This window comes from Hyphomicrobium sp. CS1GBMeth3, assembly GCF_900117455.1.
In the GTDB taxonomy this organism is placed as follows: domain Bacteria; phylum Pseudomonadota; class Alphaproteobacteria; order Rhizobiales; family Hyphomicrobiaceae; genus Hyphomicrobium_C.
The window spans coordinates 1,599,740-1,619,940 of sequence record NZ_FPHO01000003.1; the positions used below are offsets into that span (position 1 = coordinate 1,599,740).

The 20,201-nt window shown below is 61.9% G+C and carries 18 protein-coding genes; 1 reads left to right on the forward strand and 17 read right to left on the reverse strand.

Annotation, left to right across the window (positions count from 1 at the left end):
• Positions 1 to 30 precede the first annotated feature (30 nt).
• The 17 genes from CS1GBM3_RS14860 to CS1GBM3_RS14940 all read right to left on the reverse strand — a co-directional run bounded on the left by CS1GBM3_RS14860 (position 31) and on the right by CS1GBM3_RS14940 (position 17,951).
• A complete protein-coding gene (locus tag CS1GBM3_RS14860) occupies positions 31 to 1,632 on the reverse strand; it encodes an MFS transporter (RefSeq protein ID WP_072396238.1) in 1,602 nt (533 codons plus the stop codon).
• Positions 1,629 to 2,420 carry an efflux RND transporter periplasmic adaptor subunit gene (locus tag CS1GBM3_RS14865; RefSeq protein ID WP_072396239.1) on the reverse strand — a complete coding sequence of 264 codons (792 nt, stop codon included), beginning with the start codon at positions 2,418 to 2,420 and terminating at the stop codon, positions 1,629 to 1,631. Before CS1GBM3_RS14865 ends, CS1GBM3_RS14860 begins: the two co-directional genes overlap by 4 nt.
• A gap of 110 nt (positions 2,421 to 2,530) precedes the next feature.
• A complete protein-coding gene (locus tag CS1GBM3_RS14870; RefSeq protein WP_072397539.1) occupies positions 2,531 to 4,396 on the reverse strand; it encodes an amidohydrolase in 1,866 nt (621 codons plus the stop codon).
• A 159-nt stretch (positions 4,397 to 4,555) separates the two neighbouring features.
• The gene (locus CS1GBM3_RS14875) at positions 4,556 to 5,236 is read right to left on the reverse strand and encodes a hydrolase (protein WP_072397540.1); all 681 of its coding nucleotides are present in this window, start codon (positions 5,234 to 5,236) and stop codon (positions 4,556 to 4,558) included.
• Between the two features lie 65 nt (positions 5,237 to 5,301).
• A complete protein-coding gene (locus CS1GBM3_RS14880) occupies positions 5,302 to 5,580 on the reverse strand; it encodes a XapX domain-containing protein (RefSeq protein ID WP_072396240.1) in 279 nt (92 codons plus the stop codon).
• Between the two features lie 206 nt (positions 5,581 to 5,786).
• Positions 5,787 to 6,410 (reverse strand): response regulator transcription factor, encoded by a 624-nt coding sequence (locus CS1GBM3_RS14885; protein ID WP_072396241.1) that lies wholly within the window; start codon positions 6,408 to 6,410, stop codon positions 5,787 to 5,789.
• Positions 6,407 to 7,963, reverse strand: coding sequence for an MASE4 domain-containing protein (locus CS1GBM3_RS14890; protein WP_171946504.1), 1,557 nt, complete (start codon positions 7,961 to 7,963; stop codon positions 6,407 to 6,409). The genes CS1GBM3_RS14885 and CS1GBM3_RS14890 overlap by 4 nt, the downstream gene beginning before the upstream one ends.
• 450 nt (positions 7,964 to 8,413) lie before the next feature.
• A complete protein-coding gene (locus CS1GBM3_RS14895; RefSeq protein ID WP_072396243.1) occupies positions 8,414 to 9,475 on the reverse strand; it encodes an alpha/beta fold hydrolase in 1,062 nt (353 codons plus the stop codon).
• 108 nt (positions 9,476 to 9,583) lie between these two features.
• Positions 9,584 to 10,564 (reverse strand): oxidoreductase, encoded by a 981-nt coding sequence (locus CS1GBM3_RS14900; RefSeq protein WP_072396244.1) that lies wholly within the window; start codon positions 10,562 to 10,564, stop codon positions 9,584 to 9,586.
• 57 nt (positions 10,565 to 10,621) lie between these two features.
• Positions 10,622 to 11,200, reverse strand: coding sequence for an LOG family protein (locus tag CS1GBM3_RS14905; protein ID WP_072396245.1), 579 nt, complete (start codon positions 11,198 to 11,200; stop codon positions 10,622 to 10,624).
• 409 nt (positions 11,201 to 11,609) lie between these two features.
• Positions 11,610 to 12,815 (reverse strand): NAD(P)/FAD-dependent oxidoreductase, encoded by a 1,206-nt coding sequence (locus tag CS1GBM3_RS14910; RefSeq protein WP_072396246.1) that lies wholly within the window; start codon positions 12,813 to 12,815, stop codon positions 11,610 to 11,612.
• A gap of 86 nt (positions 12,816 to 12,901) precedes the next feature.
• A complete protein-coding gene (locus CS1GBM3_RS14915; protein ID WP_072397541.1) occupies positions 12,902 to 13,732 on the reverse strand; it encodes an alpha/beta fold hydrolase in 831 nt (276 codons plus the stop codon).
• A 278-nt stretch (positions 13,733 to 14,010) separates the two neighbouring features.
• Positions 14,011 to 14,949: an MBL fold metallo-hydrolase gene (locus tag CS1GBM3_RS14920; protein ID WP_072396248.1), complete on the reverse strand. Its 939-nt coding sequence runs from the start codon at positions 14,947 to 14,949 to the stop codon at positions 14,011 to 14,013.
• Positions 14,950 to 15,076: 127 nt separating this feature from the next.
• The gene (locus CS1GBM3_RS14925; RefSeq protein WP_072396250.1) at positions 15,077 to 15,976 is read right to left on the reverse strand and encodes a helix-turn-helix transcriptional regulator; all 900 of its coding nucleotides are present in this window, start codon (positions 15,974 to 15,976) and stop codon (positions 15,077 to 15,079) included.
• 29 nt (positions 15,977 to 16,005) lie between these two features.
• The gene (locus tag CS1GBM3_RS14930) at positions 16,006 to 16,758 is read right to left on the reverse strand and encodes an SDR family NAD(P)-dependent oxidoreductase (RefSeq protein WP_072396252.1); all 753 of its coding nucleotides are present in this window, start codon (positions 16,756 to 16,758) and stop codon (positions 16,006 to 16,008) included.
• Positions 16,758 to 17,186, reverse strand: coding sequence for a hypothetical protein (locus CS1GBM3_RS14935; RefSeq protein WP_072396254.1), 429 nt, complete (start codon positions 17,184 to 17,186; stop codon positions 16,758 to 16,760). The genes CS1GBM3_RS14930 and CS1GBM3_RS14935 overlap by 1 nt, the downstream gene beginning before the upstream one ends.
• Before the next feature lie 9 nt (positions 17,187 to 17,195).
• Positions 17,196 to 17,951 carry an SDR family oxidoreductase gene (locus tag CS1GBM3_RS14940; protein ID WP_072396256.1) on the reverse strand — a complete coding sequence of 252 codons (756 nt, stop codon included), beginning with the start codon at positions 17,949 to 17,951 and terminating at the stop codon, positions 17,196 to 17,198.
• A 207-nt stretch (positions 17,952 to 18,158) separates the two neighbouring features.
• Between CS1GBM3_RS14940 and CS1GBM3_RS14945 the strand changes: the two genes are divergently transcribed.
• Entirely contained in the window at positions 18,159 to 19,736 is a 1,578-nt protein-coding gene (locus CS1GBM3_RS14945) for a winged helix-turn-helix domain-containing tetratricopeptide repeat protein (protein WP_072397542.1), read from the forward strand.
• Positions 19,737 to 20,201 lie beyond the last annotated feature (465 nt).

The window sequence follows — 20,201 nt, forward strand, 5'->3', positions numbered from 1 at the left end:
GGGGTTAGCCGTCCCACCGTCCACGGCGTCTCACGTCACTGACATGAAGTGAGTTGCCGAAGCCTCGCCTGAGCGATTGAGCTTCCAGATTTGCTGCTGCACGGCGCGATCATCGGCGCTCACATGCTCGTGGTGGCGCATGTGCTGTAGCCATGACGCCTCCTGCCACGTCTCCACGAAGCGATTGGGAATGCTCAGGTCCTCCATCAGCGACCAGCCGAAAGCTCCGTTTCGGCGTCGCGCTTGCGCGAGTTGCCCCATGAGTTCGACGAAACGCCCACGGTCATCCGCCTCGATATCGTAGACGATCTGGATCATGACGGGCCCGCGATCTGTCTCGTGGCCAGGATCGATAACGGGCTCGGGCCAATGCATCGACGGCGTGAGATCCATGCTCTCGCCCTGGCTGAGCTTGATCCCGCGCGTGATCAACAGGGCGACGAGGGCCCCCGCGGCCGCCGTGACGAGCGCCGCGGGAATCCCGACATGCGTCGCAAGATGTCCCCACAGCAGGCTTCCAGCCGTCATCGATCCGTAGAAGACCATGAGAAAAATGGATAGCCCCCGTGCGCGCACCCAGTTTGGCAGCGCCGTCTGGGCCGACACGTTGAGCGTAGACATCACCGCGATCCACGAGATGCCTGCCACGACCGCGCATCCGGCCGCGACATAGGAATCGGGCACCAGCGCAATAAGGACCATGACGGTCGAGAGCCCCACCGTTCCGAGCATCACGGCGCCATCGGCTCCGACCTGGGATTTGACCTGCGGGAGAAAGACCGCGCCGGCGACGGCGCCAGCGCCGAGGCAGCCGAGCAGGATGCCGTAGAGAGAAGCGCCTCCCGCCAGAACGTTGCGAGCGATCAGCGGAAGCAGGGCCCAGAAGGCGCTTCCGAACACGAAGAAGGCTGCAGCTCTCAAAAGGGTCGATTTCACGGGGCGACTGTGAAGCGTGTAGCGCACGCCCGAGATCATCGCCGGAACGAGCGTTTCAGCCGGCAAACGGCTTTGCTTGGCCTCGGGTGCCCGCCACCACAGAAGCGCAATCACGATACCGATAATGCTCACCGCATTGAGCACGAACGGCACGGCCATGCCGTAGGCGACGATGAGGAAGCCGGCGAGCGCGGGGCCGATGGCACGGCTGATGTTGATGCCCATCGAGTTGAGCGCCACCGCCGACGTCAGCTCTTCCCTTGGAACCAGTTGCGGAACCACGGCCTGCCAAGCCGGCGCCATGATGGCGACGCCCGTCCCCATCACAAACGTAATCGAGAGAAGCAACATCGGCGTGACCGCATCCCGGCTCACGAGGAACGCCAGCAATGCGGCGACGCATCCAAGAAAGAGATTGACCGCGATCAGGAGACGCCGCCGGTCGACAATGTCCGCGAGAGCGCCTGCCGGCAGCGCGAACAGGAAAATAGGCAGCGTGGTGGCGGCTTGAACCGCTGCAACGACGAACGGCGAGGGCGATAGCTCCGTCATGAGCCACCCTGCGCCGACATCGTGCATCCAGGTGCCGATGTTCGAGACGAGCGTCGCGAACCACAACAGCGTGAACGCCGAGTGTCGGAATGGAGACCATGCTCCGGGAGGCGTCACGGCTCGCGTATCGGTGGCGTTCGTCACTGGGCTGCTCGCGTTGAAGGCGGACCGCTGTGAATCGCCGAGAGAACCTGCACGGTGAGGCCGGGCACGAGAACCCCGTCCGGGTTCGGGAATTCCGCCCAGGTCGTCAGCATGCCGGTGCTCCTGTCCACTTCCGCACTTTCGAACTTCGGCTGTCCATGATGCGCGTAAGTTTCTCCGGAGGGGAGGACGAGAGAGAGAACGATTTTGTCGAACATGTCGCGCGCCGACGTCGTCCCCGCCTTCTTGAGAGACCGCTGCCGATCCTCGTAGGAAACGCTGTAGCCGACCAGGATCGGATCGGTCTGGACGATCTCGGCCAGGACCGTTCCAGCCTCCGCTTCGACGAAGGCACCCGGCGCCACGCGAGGGCGCACGATACCGGCAATCGACGCAACGATACGCGTCCGCCGAAGCGCCAACTCCGCTCTGCGTAAGGCGCTTTCCTGCCTTGCGACCACCGCTTTTGCGACGTTGACTTCGATCATTGCTTGCGTGGCGCGCGCTTCCGCTCCGCTCCCGCGTTCGGCAAGGCGGCTTTGCCGTTCTGCTACGTCCTCCGCCAGTCGCAGCTGCGCAATCGATTCATCGAGCGCCGCTTTCGCCGCCGCGACGTCGATCTCGAATTCCGCCGCATCGATCTCGAACAGCGGCTCACCGATTTCGACTTGCCGACCTGAAACGACCAAAACCCGGCTTACGATACCCGTGACCTGGTTGGCGACGGCGACCCTCGCCCGCGGCTCGACGACACCGTCTAACGTGAGGTTTAGCGGCTCGGCCGCCATTCCTCCGCTCGAGGACAACGCCACCACCGCCAACAGGCACGCAAAAGAGCTGCCTGCGAGTGAGCGGGCGCGCGGTCTAGCGTGTCGTTGTGCCCTGTTTTCCTGCATGCTCATGCCGCGAAGCATGAGCAGCCGAGAGCGCCCCAGAAGGCGTTCTTGTCGGAAACGGGGAGCGGATTGTTCCAGGCGATCATATGATCGTGGCCGTGAACGCCGCAGTGAGAATTGCAGCCGTCGGCACACGCCCGCGCATGCTTCGTTTCGCCGCCAACTTCGGCACGCTGCGCCGGGCTCGGAACCGTATTTACCGGGCTCCAGTCCGGCGACGCAGGCGGGATGGGCGGCGAAAGGTCCGCGAAACTGCCTTCGCCATAGACCACATCTCCGCCGACGATCGTGAGCACCGAATTGATCCGCCGGATCTCCTGCGGCGGAACCGCCATGTAGTCCGCGGACAGCACCACGAGGTCGGCATACTTGCCGGGAGCGAGCGTCCCTTTGACATCGGCTTCGCCGGAGAACCAGGCCGACCCCTCGGTCCAGACCCGGAGCGCGGTTTCGCGATCGAGAGTGTTGCTTTCCCCGTAGAGCGGAAGCCCTCCGAGGGTCTGCCCGGTCGTCAACCAGAAGAGCGCAACCCAGGGGTCGTAGGACGACACGCGTGTCGCGTCCGTACCCCCGCCGACAGGCAGGCCGGCAGCAAGCATCGTGCTGACCGGAGGGGTCGCTTGAGCGGCTTCCGCGCCGTAGCGCTCGACGAAATATTCTCCCTGGAACGCCATGCGATGCTGAATGGCGATGCCGCCGCCGAGCGCCTTGATGCGGTCGATGTTGCGGTCGCTGATCGTCTCCGCGTGATCGATGATGAGCCGGGCGTCGAACGCCTGCTTCCCGTTCACGCGCTCGAACACGGTGAGGAAGCGGTCGATGGATTCGTCGTAGGTTGCGTGAATTCGGAACGGCCACTTGTTCGCCGCGAGCAGCTCGACAATCGGCTCGAGTTCGCTTTCCATCGTCGGCGCAAGGTCGGGACGCGGCTCGAGGAAGTTCTCGAAATCGGCGGCCGACCACGTGAGGTTCTCGCCGGCGCCGTTCATACGCAAGAGGCTGCTTCCCGCTCCGGGCTTCACCATCGAAATCCAGCGCTCGTAGTCGCCAAGCTCTCCGCCCGCGTTCTGCGCGAATAGGTTGTAGGCGATGCGCACCGTGAGTTCGCCGGCATCGTGCAGGCGTTGAATGACGTCGTAGTCGTCAGGATAGTTCTGGCCGCCGCCGCCCGCGTCGATCACTGAGGTGATCCCGAGGCGGTTCATCTCGCGCATGTAGTGGCGCGTCGAGTTGATCTGATCCTCGACCGGAAGCCTCGGCCCACGCGCCAGTGTTGAATAGAGAATGAGCGCTGACGGCTTGGCGAGCAGCAGTCCCGTGGGGTGCCCACTGGCATCCTTCTCGATGACGCCACCGGGCGGGTTCGGCGTCGATTTATCGAATCCCAGAACGTTGAGCGCAGCCCTGTTCAGAAGCGCGCGCCCATAAAGGTGAAGGATAAAGACTGGGGTGTCCGGCGCCGCCTGATTAATCTCGTCGAGCGTCGGCATTCGCCGCTCGGCGAACTGGAACTCCGACCACCCCCCCACGACGCGCACCCACTGGGGCGCAGGCGTACGGGCCGCCTGCTCTTTCAAAACGCGCAACGCGTCGGCAACGGACGGCACGCCTTCCCATCTCAGCTCCATATTGAAGTTAAGCCCGCCGCGTATCAGATGCGTATGGCTATCGTTGAGACCGGGGATGACACGGCGGCCGCCGAGATCGATGACCTTGGTTCCGGGCACGGCCGTCCGCATGATGTCGTCGGTCGTACCAACCGCTTGGACGAGCCCGTCCTTGATCGCCAGCGCCTGCACATCCGGCGTGGCGGCATCGAGCGTGGTGATGCGTCCGTCGCGCAGGACGAGATCGGGTGAATCGGTCATCTCTTGTCCCCAAGCAAAGCGCGATTGCGCCGTTGACAGCACTCCAGCGGACGCGAGTCCCTTCACGAAGCTGCGGCGGCGTATGGTCATGGAAACCTCCATGGTCTACCGGCGTCTTCTGCGCGGAGAAGCCGGTCGAGCACGATCTATCGAATATGATTACGCAGCAGCGACGGGATCGAGCACGGGGCCATGCTCGGCACGCTCGGGCGCCTTGTGCACCATGGTGTAAGCGTAATCGACACCCATTCCGTAGGCGCCTCCGTGCTCCTTCACGATGCCCGTCACAGCCTCGTACGTATCGCGGCGAGCCCAGTCGCGCTGCCACTCCAGCAGCACCTGAAGCCACGTCACCGGCACCACGCCGGCCTGGGTCATGCGCTGCATGGCAAAATCGTGTGCATCCTTGGAGGTTCCGCCCGATGCATCGGCCACCATGTAGATCTCGTAGTCGGCATCGTTCATGGCCGACAGCGCGAACGTCGTGTTGCAGACCTCCGTCCAAAGCCCAGAGACGACCACCTTCTTGCGCCCGGCTTTGGCAAGGGCATCGCGGACCTTCTGGTCATCCCAAGAGTTCATCGACGTCCGTTCGAGCAGCGACACATCCGGAAAAACGGAGAGGAGCTCCGGATACGTGTGCCCTGAAAAGGATTCCGTCTCGACGGTGGTGATGACCGTCGGAATGTTGAACACCCTGGCGGCCTTTGCGAGAGCGACGACGTTGTTCTTGAGAGTCTGGCGATCGATAGACTGGACCCCGAATGCCATCTGGGGCTGCTGGTCGATGAAGATGAGCTGACTGTTTTGCGGCGTAAGGACTTCGGTGAGATAAGACATCTGTAGCTCCTTCATTTTCGCCCAGCATACTGAGCCATGTGGTTCCAAACGAGTTGTGATCGACGTTATCTTCGGTCGCCACCTTCGACGTCGCACGCGCGATCATCCGAATTCGAGGGAAGCGCACCCATAACGTGGCGACGGCAATTGGCGTGATCGATCGCGGTAGCGAGGCCATGTCCGCTGATAATGTGCTTAGCGACCGGAAGAAGCTGTTCGCCGATCAGGATCCCGAGGAGCCCGATCAACGCCACCACGGGCGGCGCAGGCGAGCGCACGTCGAGAAGGCTGTAAACGACGCCGACAAGAATGCCTGCTCCGAGCGAGACGAGATAAAGCTTCAAGACCGTACCTCCAGCCGATGCACCAAGGCTCTTTTGAGCGGACCGATTTGCTGCGGCCTATGCGTTTGCGATTGCAGACATGCGCGAACGCTACTGCTGTGGGCCGGATGGCTGCAATTGTGCGTGGAGGTGGGTCAACCCAGCCCTTGGGCCAGGTCGCGGTTGCGCGGCAACCCCGGCGTTTGGGAAGCCGGCATCCCGATTGATCAGTTGATAGAGGGAAGCCCCTTGAGGCGCTCCCAAACCCTGATCAGGTCGGCGAGGTTCTCGGCTTCCAGCTTCTGCATGATCTGAGCGCGATGCATCTTGACCGTGACCTGGCTGAGGCCGAGACGTTCTGCGACCTGTTTGCTCATCAGGCCGGACGCAAGAAGCTGCATGACTTCCCGCTCTCGCGGCGACAGGGTGTTGTAACGGCGAATGACCGCCGCGAGCAGGCGCGCCTCTTCCCTTTGCCGGGCATCCCGCGAAACGGCGGAACAGACCGCGTCGAGCAGATCCTGGTCCCGGAAAGGCTTGGTTAGAAATTCGACGGCACCGGCCTTCATCGCAGCGACCGACATCTGAATATCGCCATGCCCCGTAATAAAGATGATCGGCTGCGTGTCTCCCTCACGCACGAGTTCTCGGTGAATTTCGAGCCCGCTCTTTCCTTTGAGACGGACATCGAGCACGAGACAGCTCGGAGCGTCGACGCGCTCTCGCGCCAGATAATCGTCTGCGGAGGAAAACGTCCGCACGGCGTAGCCAGCTGACTCGAGCAAGGTCTCTAGAGACGCACGGACAGCACGATCGTCGTCGAGCACGTAGACGATCGGATCGTTGCTCATGAGACTGCGTCTCCGATGCGGGAAGAGTCCACGGGTAGCGTGAAGCGCAGCTCCAGCCCCGATGGCCTATTCGAAACGATCCAAATTCGACCGCCGTGCGCTTCGACTACTGACTGGCAGAACATCAGACCCATGCCCATCCCTTCACCTTTGCCGGATACAAACGGCAAAAAGACCCGATCGGCGATATCCGGGGCTATCCCTGGCCCTGTGTCGGCAAATGAAACTTCGACCTCGCCAGGATCGGGATCGTCGATCCGAATTGTGATCCTCCGTATTCGTCGATCTCCATCCTTCATCGCATCGACGGCATTGTCGAGAATATTGGAAACGGCCTGTCCCATTTGAACGGCGTTACATTCCACGAACCTGGAGTCTGGCGGAAAGTGTCGCACAACCTCCACCCCGGCGAGGAGGCGCTCCTGTCTGCCCCGAGCAATCACATCATCAATAACCTGTCTCAGGTCCACGAGCACCCGCTCTTGCGCCCGTTTGAGGAACATTTGCCTGATTCCTGACACCACCTTATCGGCGCGATGTCCCTCGTCGGCGATCATCTCGAGTGCCTCTTTGGCCTTGTCCATCCGCGGATCGTCCCGTGACAGCCATCGCAGACCGGCATTGGCATTGTTCACGATGCTGGATAACGGCTGGTTGATCTCATGGGCAATGGATGCGGACAAGACCTCCATGGCCGTCAGCCTGTTGAGCCTTGCGCGTCTTTCGTTCGCCGTGGCTCGCGCGAGACGCATGTAGTTGCCGGTCGTTTCCGCAAGAAGGACGAACAGCACGGTTCCGGCGGCAACTAGGCCGAAGAAGCGCCCGGACCACCAGCCGACGCTGAGCCTGATGCCTCCGCCCAAATAGGAGATCAGTAGGATTTCAACGCAGAGCGAGAAGAGTACGACGCACATCCAAATATCGAGCGTCGAACGGCGTCTTGTCAGCAGAGTAACAAACGCGATCGCGTAAAAAGCTAACGATAGGGCCGGTATGTACGCCCATATCGACGTGGTGGTTCTTGCATCCGCCATGAACCGCGGAAGGTCATCCCCCTTGGCCAGAATGACCCATAATGCCGATGCGACAAACAACCCGATGCCAGCAACTGTGGCGAGTATCCATTGCCCCGGCATTCGTTTCGTCCGGCTCGGATCGATTGCAGCATAGCCGACAATCGCTGAAGCAAACCCGATCCGTCGGATCGCTGCGATCCATGCCGTCGATTGAAGGTTCTCTTCGAGCCCAACGCTCTGGAATACGCCTGGGAAGGTCAATGCCCACGGAACAGAAAGCACTCCTGAGAGGAGGTATCCTGAGGCAAGAACGAGAAGCGGTATTGATCCGCGCACCCGAAAGGTGGCGAGAAGGATAGCCGCGGTCGTCACCTCGATCATGAAGATGGCCGCCGCGTAAGCAGGAACGAAAATCTCTGTCCCGTGTGTTGGCTGACGGGCGTATGGTGCGGTCACCGCGAGCGCAACAATGAGAACGACGACAACGACGAAAATCACGCGTAGCTGCGCGTCAGTCGGCAGCGACGTCGTAACCAACCTGCTATCCGGTCCCGAGGACATTATTGAGCTATGGGCCAAGCAATTCGACCATGCGGCACCATTGCGCGCCTTGCGCGGGAAGGCAACGGAGCTGAAGGATACGCGATGTTGTGCTTAATACGGCCGCAACATTTTCTGCGACACCGGTCATCGCGCCTGTTCGGCTCCTGCTTAAAACATCCGCAGATAGGTATACTCGTTAGGATCTTCGGAGGCCCAACATTCAAGGACTGCCTTACCTCCACGAGCGGACCTAGTCGGCCGTTCCCTACGGGGCGCCGACCACGGATTGTGAACTTCCGCAAAGGGGACCGAGCGACGAGATGAGTGTGTTGCTCCGCCGAGAAAGCGGAAGACGCTCCTGCTCGCGAGGCGACCGGAGTACCGAGAAGAGCCACGTCCGTACTTCATCCTGAAGCCGACTTCAGAGAGGTTCTCTTTGTACGCCTACGGCGAGAAGCGATCGACGTCGACAACGGCTTCAGCAAAAGCCTGCGGCGCTTCCTGAGGCAGGTTGTGCCCGATTCCGCCTTGGATGAGCCGGTGTTCGTACTTGTTCGTGAACTTCTTCGCATAGGTGCTGGGCTCGGGGTGCGGAGCACCGTTGGAGTCACCCTCCATCGTGATGGTGGGTACGGTGATGACCGGCAATTGCGCGAGCCGTTTTTCCATTTCGTCGTATTTCGGCTCGCCATCGACTAGGCCAAGACGCCAGCGATAGTTATGGATCACGACGTCGGCGTGATCCGGATTGTCGAGGGCGGCCGCGCTTCGATCGAAGGTCGCGTGATCGAAATGCCACTTGGGTGACGCGAGCTTCCAAATGAGCTTGGCAAAATCGCGCGCGTACATCTCATAGCCGGCTCGCCCCCGGTCGGTGGAAAAATAGAACTGATACCACCATTGGAATTCGGCCTGCGGCGGCAGCGGCATCCTGCTTACGGCTTGACTACCGATCAGATAGCCGCTGACAGAGACCATGGCTTTGCACCGTTCCGGCCACAGCGCGGACATGATATTCGCTGTTCGTGCGCCCCAATCGTAGCCCGCGACGACCGCTTTCTCGATGCTGAGGGCATCCATGAGTGCGATTACATCGGCGGCTATGACCGCCTGCTGGCCATTCCGTGGTGTAGCTTTCGAAATGAAGTGCGTCCGTCCATATCCGCGCAGATACGGGACGATGACGCGATATCCCGCTGAAGCCAGAAGCGGCGCGACATCGACGTAGCTATGAATGTCATAGGGCCAGCCGTGCAAAAGAATGACTGCCGGGCCTCCGGCTGGCCCATCTTCGGCATAGCTGACATTCAAGACACCTGCGTCGACTTGCTTTAGTGATCGAAATGTCGTGTACGTTGATCGCGACTTTGTTTGTTGCGTGGTGAGATCCTCTGCATCCGCAGCGCCGGCTGTTCCGGCCGGACAAGCGAGCACAGCGAGCGCGGCAGCGGCAAGGAGTTGGCGTCGGTCCTGATCGATACGATCACACTTTGCGCTCCGGTCCATCGCAAAATCTCCTTAGCTAGCGAATCCCGACCCGGTTCTTTAGCTTTCTGGGCCAGAAGATCCGGCAGAACGCCGGAATCCCATAGCCCTTAGTGCAGACGGCCGAAATCATATCGGCATTGCTGTTTCAGTCATGGTCTCGCTCACGTCCCATAAACGCTTGGCCGACTCTTGATCGACTGCGAATGGCATCACTCCGTAAGCAGGGGGCTCATGACCCTCAAATAATGGAGCAATATCCGAGTTCGCACAGAAGACACCACCTTTGCCTTCGAGCAACGGACTGACTGCGCACCAAACATGTGTGGCAGCACCTTGTGGAATCGATTTCATGTCGCGATCGGGATCAATCACGGGCTCGCCGTTTGCATCGAGATTGCCCATTTCCTTGAGCCGCTCCACCGGCAAGTGCTTCGCCAACCCGGTTACGATGCCACCTGGATGAAGTGAAAACGCGCGAATGCCCTGGCTACGCCCACGACGGTCGAGTTCAAGAGCAAAAAGCGCGTTTGCAGTCTTCGACTGGCCATAGGCGCTCCATCCATCATAGGTACGACTTTCAAAATTGATGTCGTCCCACACGACATCGGAGAAGCGATGCCCCAGCGACGACACAGAAACGACGCGCGCACCCTTCGCACGACGTAGCGCGGGCCACAGTCGCATGGTCAACTGGAAGTGACCCAAGTGGTTGGTCGAGAACTGCAGCTCGTGGCCACGCGCATCGCGAACCAGGTTCGGGTCCGCCATGATCCCGGCGCCGTTGATCAGAATGTGCAAAGACATACCCGACTGCACGATACCATGAGCGAACGCATTGATCGAGGCGGGATCGGTCAGATCCATAGGGCGAACCTCGATCCCGCCGCCTATGTCAGAGATTGATCTGCGGGCGCGCGCCATATCGCGCGCGGGGACGATCACGCGAGCGCCAGCTGACACCAACGTTCGCGCGGCCTCTAGCCCGAGCCCAGCATAGCCTCCGGTTACGATCGCGAGCTTGCCGATGAGATCGATACCTCGGATGACATCGAGGGTGGTGCTGTGAGCGGTGAAGCCCGATCCAAGCGGCGTCTGCGGAGTAAACATGATAAAAGCTCTCTGTCGCGTTTCTATTGAAGATTCCAGTACCCCAAGGTGCAGCGCTTAAGCGTTCGAGCGGGCCATCCACTTGTCGACCTTAGGCGGCTGGTAGGCGAGCAGCGCCGACAGCAGCGCGTCGACATCGTCAGCGGCGATCAACATGTTGCGATGGACCGGCTTGAGAAATGCTGCCTCGACGACGTGGTGGAGAAACGACGTCAAACCGTCGTAGAATCCGCCGACGTTGAGAAGCGCGCACGGCTTACCGTGGTGACCCAACTGCGCCCAGGTCCATACCTCGAACAGTTCTTCAAGCGTGCCGAGTCCGCCGGGCAAGGCGATGAACCCGTCGGATAATTCGCCCATAAGCGCTTTGCGCTCATGCATGGAGCCGACAACGCGCAAGTCTGCTAGGCCGCTGTGAGCGACCTCCTTTTCGACCAGCGATCTTGGAATGACCCCGATCACTTCACCGCCACGCCTCCGGGCGGCGTCCGCAAGGATGCCCATCAGTCCAACGGATGCACCGCCATAGACCAAACCGATGCCACGCTCCGCGAGGGTCGTGCCCATGCGAGCAGCAGCCCTTCCAAAAATTGGATCGTGTCCGGTGCTGGAGCCCGCGAAAACGCAATACCGCATGATCCACCTCCTTCTCTCGCGCCGATCTGCCCTGACCGTTCCCGCAACCGCATGCCCGATGTTTTTGCGGCCGGCCCCGAGGGGAGAGGCCGGCCGCAGTGCGCGCCCTATCGCAGCGGGGGGAAGGCTGCAGGGTCGCAAGGTCCTCGCTGGGGACGAGCGAGGATCGAAAGTCTTGAAAGACGGCATCGAGAACATTTCGGCTCGCCGGCACACGTCATCACAGCCGGGCATGATCCGGCGCAAAGCGTCATCGTCTCGGTGATTGCGTGAGCCGAAGTCTCAAGACGCACGACGCGCGACGGATCGGCGGAGTATGCAGGTTTGGTGAGCGGCATGACCCGGGCGCCAATGTTGCGAAATCTCGAAGCATGGAATTGTTCTCCGTTGGTCGACGGCATGCACCGGATCAGAGATCCGTGACGCGCTGCGGATCTGCTGACGCGAGAGCAGCGGCGCGCACGGGCTTCGGCGGATAGATCCAGACCGTATTGATCTCCTGCTTGAGTTTCTTTGCAGCGGAGCCGACATGCTCGATCTTGCGATCCCACCCCCGCGTGAACAGCGCCCCGGCCTCTCCGAGATCGAGGCAGGTGACATAGGCCTTCTGGTGGTAGGGGATCGGCGCCGCGCCGAGCAGTTCCGCTGCGGCATTGTTGCCGGCGAAGGCGCCCATGCGGGTCGCATGCTGGCACGACATCAGCGCATGATTTCCATCGTCGTCGCAGACTGCCTTGGCGGCATCACCCGTCGCGAACACGCCCTCCACACCGGCGACGCGAAGATCCCGATCGACGATCAGCCTGCCGAAATTGTCACGCTCTCCGGGAATCTGCTGCGTGAACGGCGCTGCGCGAATACCGGCGGCCCAGATGACCGTCGCACTTGAGATGCGCTCGCCATTGGAGAGCATGACCCCATCCTTGTCCACCGCCGCAACGCCCACTCCGGTGCGGACCTCTACACCGAGCTTCTTGAGCGCGTCCTCTATGACGGGGCGCGGACCTGGACCCATGTCGGGTGCTACATCTTCGTTTCGCTCGACCATGATGACACGAACCGTCGCATTCCTTCCAAGAACGGCACGCAGCCGCGCCGGCATCTCCGTTGCTACCTCGATGCCGGTGAAGCCCGCGCCCGCGACGACGACGGTGTTGCGCGCCTGGGACGCAGGACGACCGGCGAGGCTCTGCAAATGGCGGTCGAGCGCGATCGCGTCGTCCAGCTGATCGACACTGAAGGTGTGCTCGGAAATGCCCGGGATGTTCGGCCGGAACAACCGGCTTCCGGATGCGACGATCAGCCGGTCATAGATCAGTGAGGTCCGCTCACCGTTGGGCAACTCGACCACAAGCGTGCGGCAGTTGGCATCGATGGTTTCGGCACGCCCGCGCACATAGGTAACATCGATTGCGTCGAGCACTTGCTCGAGCGGCGCTACGAGCGTCTCCGGGTGGGGCTCGTAAAGCCGCGGACGAACGACGAGCGTCGGTTCGGGCGAAACCAGCATGATCTCGAGATCCGATGCGGGAACACCCTTGATGTCCCGCAGCCGGGCCGCGGAGAGTGCCGCGTACATGCCGGCAAAGCCGGCGCCGATGATGACCAGTCGCATGTCGACTGCCTCCTCTCTTGAAGCCGCGCCTACCGCCGTCACCCCGCCGAATGACGGGATTCGGAGTCAGCGCGACGGTGGAAACATTAGGTGGTGATGAAGGCCAGCAGGTCCGCGTTCACGACGTCGGCGTGCGTGGTGCACATCCCGTGAGGAAATCCCTCATAGATCTTGAGCGTGCCGGCCTTGAGCAGCTTCGCCGACAACGTCGCGGAGTCGGCGATAGGGACGATCTGGTCGTCGTCGCCGTGCATGACGAGCGTCGGCACGTCGATCGCCTTCAGGTCCTCGGTGAAGTCCGTCTCCGAGAAAGCCTTGATGCCATCGTATTGCGCCTTGGCGCTTCCCATCATAGCCTGGCGCCACCAGTTCCAGATGACCGCCTGCGAAGGCGTCGCGCCGGGCCGGTTGTAGCCATAGAAGGGGCCGCTCGCGAAATCGATGTAGAAGGCCGATCTGTTGGCCGCGAGTTCCTTGCGCAACCCGTCGAACACTTCGATAGGCAGTCCGCCGGGATTGGCGGACGTCTTGACCATCAGCGGCGGCACAGCGCCAATGAGAACCAGCTTAGCCACGCGGCCTTTTCCATGGCGCGCCACATAGCGCGTCGCTTCGCCTCCTCCCGTCGAATGTCCGATATGGATCGCGTTGCGGAGGCCAAGATGCTCCACCACAGCGGCGGCATCCGCGGCGTAGTGGTCCATGTCGTGACCATCGCTGACTGGGCTGGAACGGCCGTGGCCGCGGCGATCATGAGCCACGACGCGATAGCCCTTGCCGACGAAATAGAGCATCTGATTGTCCCAATCGTCGGAACTCAGCGGCCAGCCGTGATGAAAGACGATGGGTTGTGCGGTTTTCGGGCCCCAATCCTTGTAGAAGATCTGGACGCCATCTTTGCTGGTGATCGTGCTCATTGCGAGAGTTCCTTCTGTTTGCGAAGACGATGGGAGGGTGGCGGCGATACCCTTCGTGGCCCAAAGGCCGGCCGCTGTAGCCGCCGCGCCCGCCGCGAGGATTTCGCGACGCGTCGAGACAAGTGAGGAAAGACGTAGGCCCATCGGGGTCTCCTTGGAGGCTGAAAAGGTGAGCTAAGAGATCAATCCCGCGCGATGCAGCTGCTGCTTCTGCTCCCGCTCGGCGGGACCGATGCAGCTTGCTCGGCGATTCAAAGCTCGCGGTTGTTTAGTAGGAGTCAGTAGTCCCAGAAGACCGGCACCCAGCGAAAGGCGTTGCCCTCCACGGCTACTCGGCCGACGGATGGGAACGGCAGATGAGTAGCCACCAGCATCTCGCCGGTTTCTGCCAACTCGCGCAAAAGTCCGACGCGAACGCGTGCTGCCTCCTCGGGGTCGTGCTCGAAACCGTTGTGCCAATCGGGTTGGTCGAACCCGACCGCGAAGACGGCATCGCCCGCGAATGTCAGGGCTTCCCCACCGGATGCGAGGCGCACCACGCTGTGGCCTGGCGTATGGCCGCCGGTGCGATAAGCGACCACTCCCGGTGCGACCTCGTGCTCCTCGTCGAACGGCCGCAGATGATTGCGATACTCTTTCATGAAACGCTTGGCGGCCGAGCGCAGCGCGTCCGGGAACCCGTCAGGCATATTGGTGTGAGAAAAATCGGGCGACTCCCAGAAGGCGACCTCGGCGGCTGCCACGTGGATCCGCAGGTCGGGACGCAACCGCTCCTTGACGCCGTCGACGATCAGCCCGCCAATGTGGTCCATGTGCATGTGGGTGAGAACCACATCAGTGACGGATCCGAGATCGATGCCGGCGCCTTCCAACCGCCTGATCAATTGTCCGGCGCGCGGCAAGTTCAGGTCGGGATCGAGCCCCAGCCCGGCATCGATGAGTACAGTCTGGTCACCGCTCCGTACGACGACCACGTTGAGCGCCCAGTCGAAAGCGTCCGGGGGGAGGAACATGTGGTCCAGCCAAGCCGCACGTGCGGCCGGTTCGGCGTTGTGAGCCAACATTGCGGTCGGGAGCGGCAGGACACCATCGCTGACCACGAGCACGTCGATATCGCCCACACGTAGCGCGTAGCGCGACGGAACCAACTCGTCCGGCAGCGATCCGGCGGGACGCAGGATGTTGTCCAATTTCAGCTTGGTCAAAACGTTCAACATGTCGAACTCTCCTTCGCTAGTCGCTGATCCGTTCTTGCCGCCCGAGGCGCGTCAGCATTCGGATGATTTAGCGAATGGCGTCTCGTGATGCGCCAGAGCGATTGCGGTGATTGCAGAGCAATTGCTGCTAAGTCGCGAGACGGCGAAATTCGCTGGGAGAGACGCCGGTCAGCTTCTTGAATGCCGCGGCGAAAGCCGTCTGCGACGCATAGCCGAGCGCCACGGCCACGGCGATGATCGACAAGGATGGATCGCGCAGCATGGCCTTCGCTTGCTCCAGTCGATACTGGCGAAGCCAAGCATGCGGCGGCATTCCGGTGCTTTCCTTGAACGCGCGGCAGAAATGAAAGCGCGAAAGGCCGGCATCTGCCGCCAGCGCCGCCAGCGAGACGTCCGCATCGCTTTCCGAGCGAAGGCGCTCCAATGCGCGACGTAAAATCCTGGGCGGGAGCCCACCCGAAACCGGGCTGAGCGTGGGAGGATTCCCCACCGCATGCGCTGCCAACAGGCGAGTTGCAAGCAGGCCCATGAGTTGCTGGCGAAACATGGCGTCCAGTATCGTATGCCCCTCGATCGCTTCGGCCGCCGTGATGAGCAGGCGCGACGTGATCGGGTCAGGATGGCCGGTCCGCTCCTGAAGCGCAGCCGCCGCACCGCTATCGGCTTCGGCCGCAACGCGTTCGATCGTCGCGTGAGGAAGATAGAGCTGGATGACATCGACGGCGCCGCCGATGTCCCATCGCGCGCTTGTGCCCGCCGGGATGATCGTTACGACACCTGGCCGTGCCACGCCCGTCGCGGTGATTCGGCCCGTCCGCCGCTCCAAGGGTTGCAGAGTGTCGATATAAGTCATGACCACGTGGTCGGCCATCGGCTGGACGACGTCGTGCAACGCACCGTGCTGCCAGCGGGCAATTCCACCGCCGGATGGATCGCGCCCCGATGCGATATTGAGCGGCTTGGTCTTGAGAACGCGCGCCATTTCAGCATCCGCGGGACGGCGCTTGTTGACGTCTTCGTCATCCATGACGTTCCTCCCTGAACGCGAAGAGACGGCTACCTCACGCTCAGTCCGCCATCGACTGCGATGACCTGACCGGTCACCCAATCGGCGGCTGGATCGGACAGCGCCAAGATCCAGCGCGCTACCTCGCCCGGCACGCCGCGGCGCTTGAGCGGAATGTGCTCGCGCTCCTGCGCTTCTATGGCAGCAGCATCCTGAGGAGAGAGCCCCATCATTCCTGTCAGCGCATTCGACTCCGTCGGCCCAGCCGCGACGGCATTGACCCGTATGCCCCGAGGCGCAAGCTCGAGGGCCCAGCACCGTGTGAGATGCTCCAACGCGGCCTTGCTAGCGGCGTAGTGAGAAAGATCAGCCGCAGCCTTGTGCCCGAAGGTGCTCGATATGTTGACGATCGCGCCCTTGCTCGAAGCGAGATAGGGAACCGCAGCCGCAGCGAGAAGACTAGGGCCGACAACATTGACGGCCAGGATACTTGCGATTTTCTCTGCCGTTGCCTCCGTCAACGGCAGGATGGCGCCCGCACCGGCATTGTTGACGAGAACATCCAGGCGCCCCCAAAGCTCGATCACTCTGGCGACCGTTCGTCCGGCGTCCTCCGGCTCGGCCACGTCCGCGACGAGGCTGGCGATGCGTGGACTGCCCGCTGTCACCTCCACGAGGGGTGCTTCGCGACGCGCCGTAATGAGAACCTTGGCCCCCTGCTGAGCGAAGGCTAGTGCTGCCGCTCGCCCAATTCCCGAGCCGCCCCCCGTCACGATGACGACCTTGTCGGCGAACGCGGTCATCACGACGCCCGTCCTTCCAGGTCGCGCGAAGAAGATCGCGCGGCGGCGATTGCCCAAAGCGTTATTGCGATACCGAACAGCGCAGGGAACGTCACGGCGGGAAAATCTCGCGCGAGCGCCGAAGGAGTGCAAATGCCGACAGCCACCTCCCAGAGGTGGAACAGCGCATGCCCGCACAACCAGACCGATGCCGCCGCCCAGGACACGACGCGTGCTTCCGCTCTTACAGCGCCAAGTAGAAAAGCGGCGCCGATCAACAGAAACACCAATCCGATGTCCCGCACGAAGTGCTGGTTGAATGGCCCTGTCGTGGTCACGCCTGGGACCGCGAGATACCAGTTCTCCGGCGCGACGAGCATGTAAATGCCGTTGGCAATTGCGGCTCCGCCGAGAGCGACGGCGAGCGCGATGGAGAATGACCTGAGCATCTCAGCCTCCTAGGCTTGTGTGGCGTGCTGGTTGATCCAATCCTCGAAACGGACTGATCCGAGAAGCGGCTTGCGTCTTGGTGTCAGCGACCGGTCGTCGAGCCGAGCGCCGAAGTAGAGCGCATGCACATCCGCGATCACCTGGCGCTTGTCGCCATTTGCTGCGAGATAGCTTCGGGCTATGACATCGAGAGGTATCCGCTCCGGCCCGGCGACTTCGACGGTGTCATTGATGGGCGCGCGGACAGCGAACTCGGCGAGCACCGCCGCGACGTCATCGGAGGCGATCGGCTGCAACAGTGCCGGAGAGACCCTGATCACGCCGCCGTCCGTGCCGGACTGGACAATTCCACCCACGAACTCGAAGAACTGCGTCGACTGCAGGATCGTGTAGGGAACGCGCGCCGCTTTGATTAGCGTCTCCTGCGCTGCCTTGGCGCGCATGTACCCGCTATCGGGCAAATGCTCCGCGCCGACGACAGAGAGGGCGAGGTGATGCCCGACGCCGGCCGCCGCCTCGGCCGCGAGAAGGTTGCGCGTCGACGTCTCAAAAAATTCCAGAACCGCCTGGTCCTCGAATGACGGCGCGTTGGTCACGTCGACAACCACCTGAGCTCCGGAGAGTGCCGACGCTAATCCCTCGCGCGTAATGGTATTAACGCCGGACCTCGGCGAGGCCGCTACGACCTCGTGCCCGCTTCGGCTCAATCTGCCGACGACATTCGCTCCGACGAGGCCATTGCCTCCGATGACGACGATTTTCATGACCGCTCCTATTCGCGTCGGCCTGCCGGGCCGGCGGTTTGTGAGCGGAGAATGCGCGCAATGACGGCGGAAGGCTTTGTGGCGCTCTTGATTTATCCTTGGCTTTACCTTGATTTTTCGTCCAAGGACGCAACCGGGGTTCCATGGCCCAACATGATCTGTGTACTATCGAACGATCACCCTACCGGTTTGCTATGGAGCCACGACGTGCAGTTCGCCTTCGAGGATTGCGTGCTCGACATCGGGCGACGGGAACTGACGCGCCAGGCCGAGACGGTATCCATCGGGCCGCAGGTCTTCGACCTCCTGGTGTATCTGGTGCAGAATGCGGAGCGCGTCGTAAGCAAGGACGATGTCCTGGAAGCGGTCTGGGGTGGGCGCGTGATCTCGGAATCGACGCTCACCAGTCACATCAACGCTGTCCGCAAAGCCATCGGCGACAGCGGCGGGGAACAGCGTCTCGTGCGCACCTTTCCGCGCAAGGGCTTTCGCTTCATCGCGCATGTCAGCACGGCCGAGCCACCTGAGCGTGAACCGGATCGCGGCTTGCAGGCGGGCGACCTCCCGTCCTCCCGCGGACCTTCGCTTCCCGAGAAGCCCTCCATCGCTGTGCTGCCATTTCAGAACCTCAGCGGAGATATCGAGCAGGAGTACTTCGCGGACGGGGTGGTGGAGGACATCATCTCCGCTCTCTCTCGCGCCCGGTGGCTGTTCGTCATCGCCCGCAACTCAAGCTTCGCCTATCAGGGAAGACGGGTCGACGTTAAGGAGGTCGGCCGCGAGCTCGGCGTGCGCTATATCCTCGAAGGAAGCGTGCGCAAGGCTCAGGATCGCGTGCGCATCACTGGTCAGCTCATCGAAGCCGGAACGGGCGCCCACTTGTGGTCGGAACGCTTCGAAGGCACGCTCGACGACATTTTCGAGCTTCAGGATCAGATCGCGACAAGCGTCGCCGGCGCCATCGCTCCGCAAGTGGAGCTTGCCGAAATCGAGCGCGCGAAGCGGAACCCGACACGCTGCGCAACCGCGTACGATTGCTATCTGCGTGGGCTCGCCCATTTACATCGCGGCACACGGACCTCCATGGACGAGGCGCTGACGCTCTTCCAAAAAACCATCGAGATCGATCGCGAATCGGCATCGGCTCACGCAATGGCGGCCTGGTGCTACTTCTGGCGTAAGGTCAACGGATGGACGATCAATCGCGACAAGGAAATGACGGAAGGCCTGCGCCTCGCACAGCGCGCCATTGAGCTCGGCCGGGACGATGCGGTTGCCTTGACGCGCGGCGGCCATGCGCTGGCGCACTTCACCGGCGATCTCGACAGTGGAATCGCTTTGCTCGACAGGGCCGTATTCCTAAATCCCAACTTGGCGTCGGCGTGGTTTCTCGGCGGCTTTCTCAGAACCTGGCACGGCGAAAGCGAGAGCGCCATCGCGCATTTCGAGCGCGCCATGCGGCTAAGCCCTGTCGATCCCGAGCGCTATCGCATGCAGGCGGGGATCGCGATGGCCCATCTATTTGCCGGCCGGATCGAAACGGCATCTCAATGGGCGGAACGTTCATACGGCAATCTGCCGAGTTTCCTCATGGTCGTGGCGCTGATCGCGGCGACTCGCGCGCTCTGCGGCCGTCAGGAGGATGCAAGGCGCGCAGTGGAAGAGGTGCGGATACTCGATCCGGATTTGCGCATTTCCAACATTACGAACTGGCTTCCGATCAGCCGTCCCGAGCACCTTTCGATATTTGCCGACGGCCTGCGCAAAGCTGGGCTGGCAGAATGAGCACGTGTGCGAGCCTGTCGCAAAAGCGCCTGTAACGCAGCTCCGGCATAGACGGCCGCTAGATTGACTTCATGACAGCGCGACAGCTCTGGCGCGATCTGGACTGCTGTGCCTCCATAAGCAGACGTACATTGATATTTCGAAGGACGCCGACCTATGAACGGCCCACTTCCGTTATTGGGACCGAGCGACGAGATGAGTGTGTTGCTCCGCCGAGTTTGCGGACATTGCGCGCAAAAAGTGAAGCGACGTGCACATCAAGCTCAACGTCGTTGTCACTTCACTTCCAGGACCGGACATGGACTAATGAGGCTGCGAGTGCCGGCCAGCTGACGCCGCGCGGCATCGGGGACGCCAGGTAAGCGCCCCCAGGGCGCGGCGCAGGCCAATCCCCTGCGTGACCCCATCGAGTTGGTTGCCGTGGCCGTGAGTTCGCGTATCGGCGGAGCCGTCAGATAGCAGCGC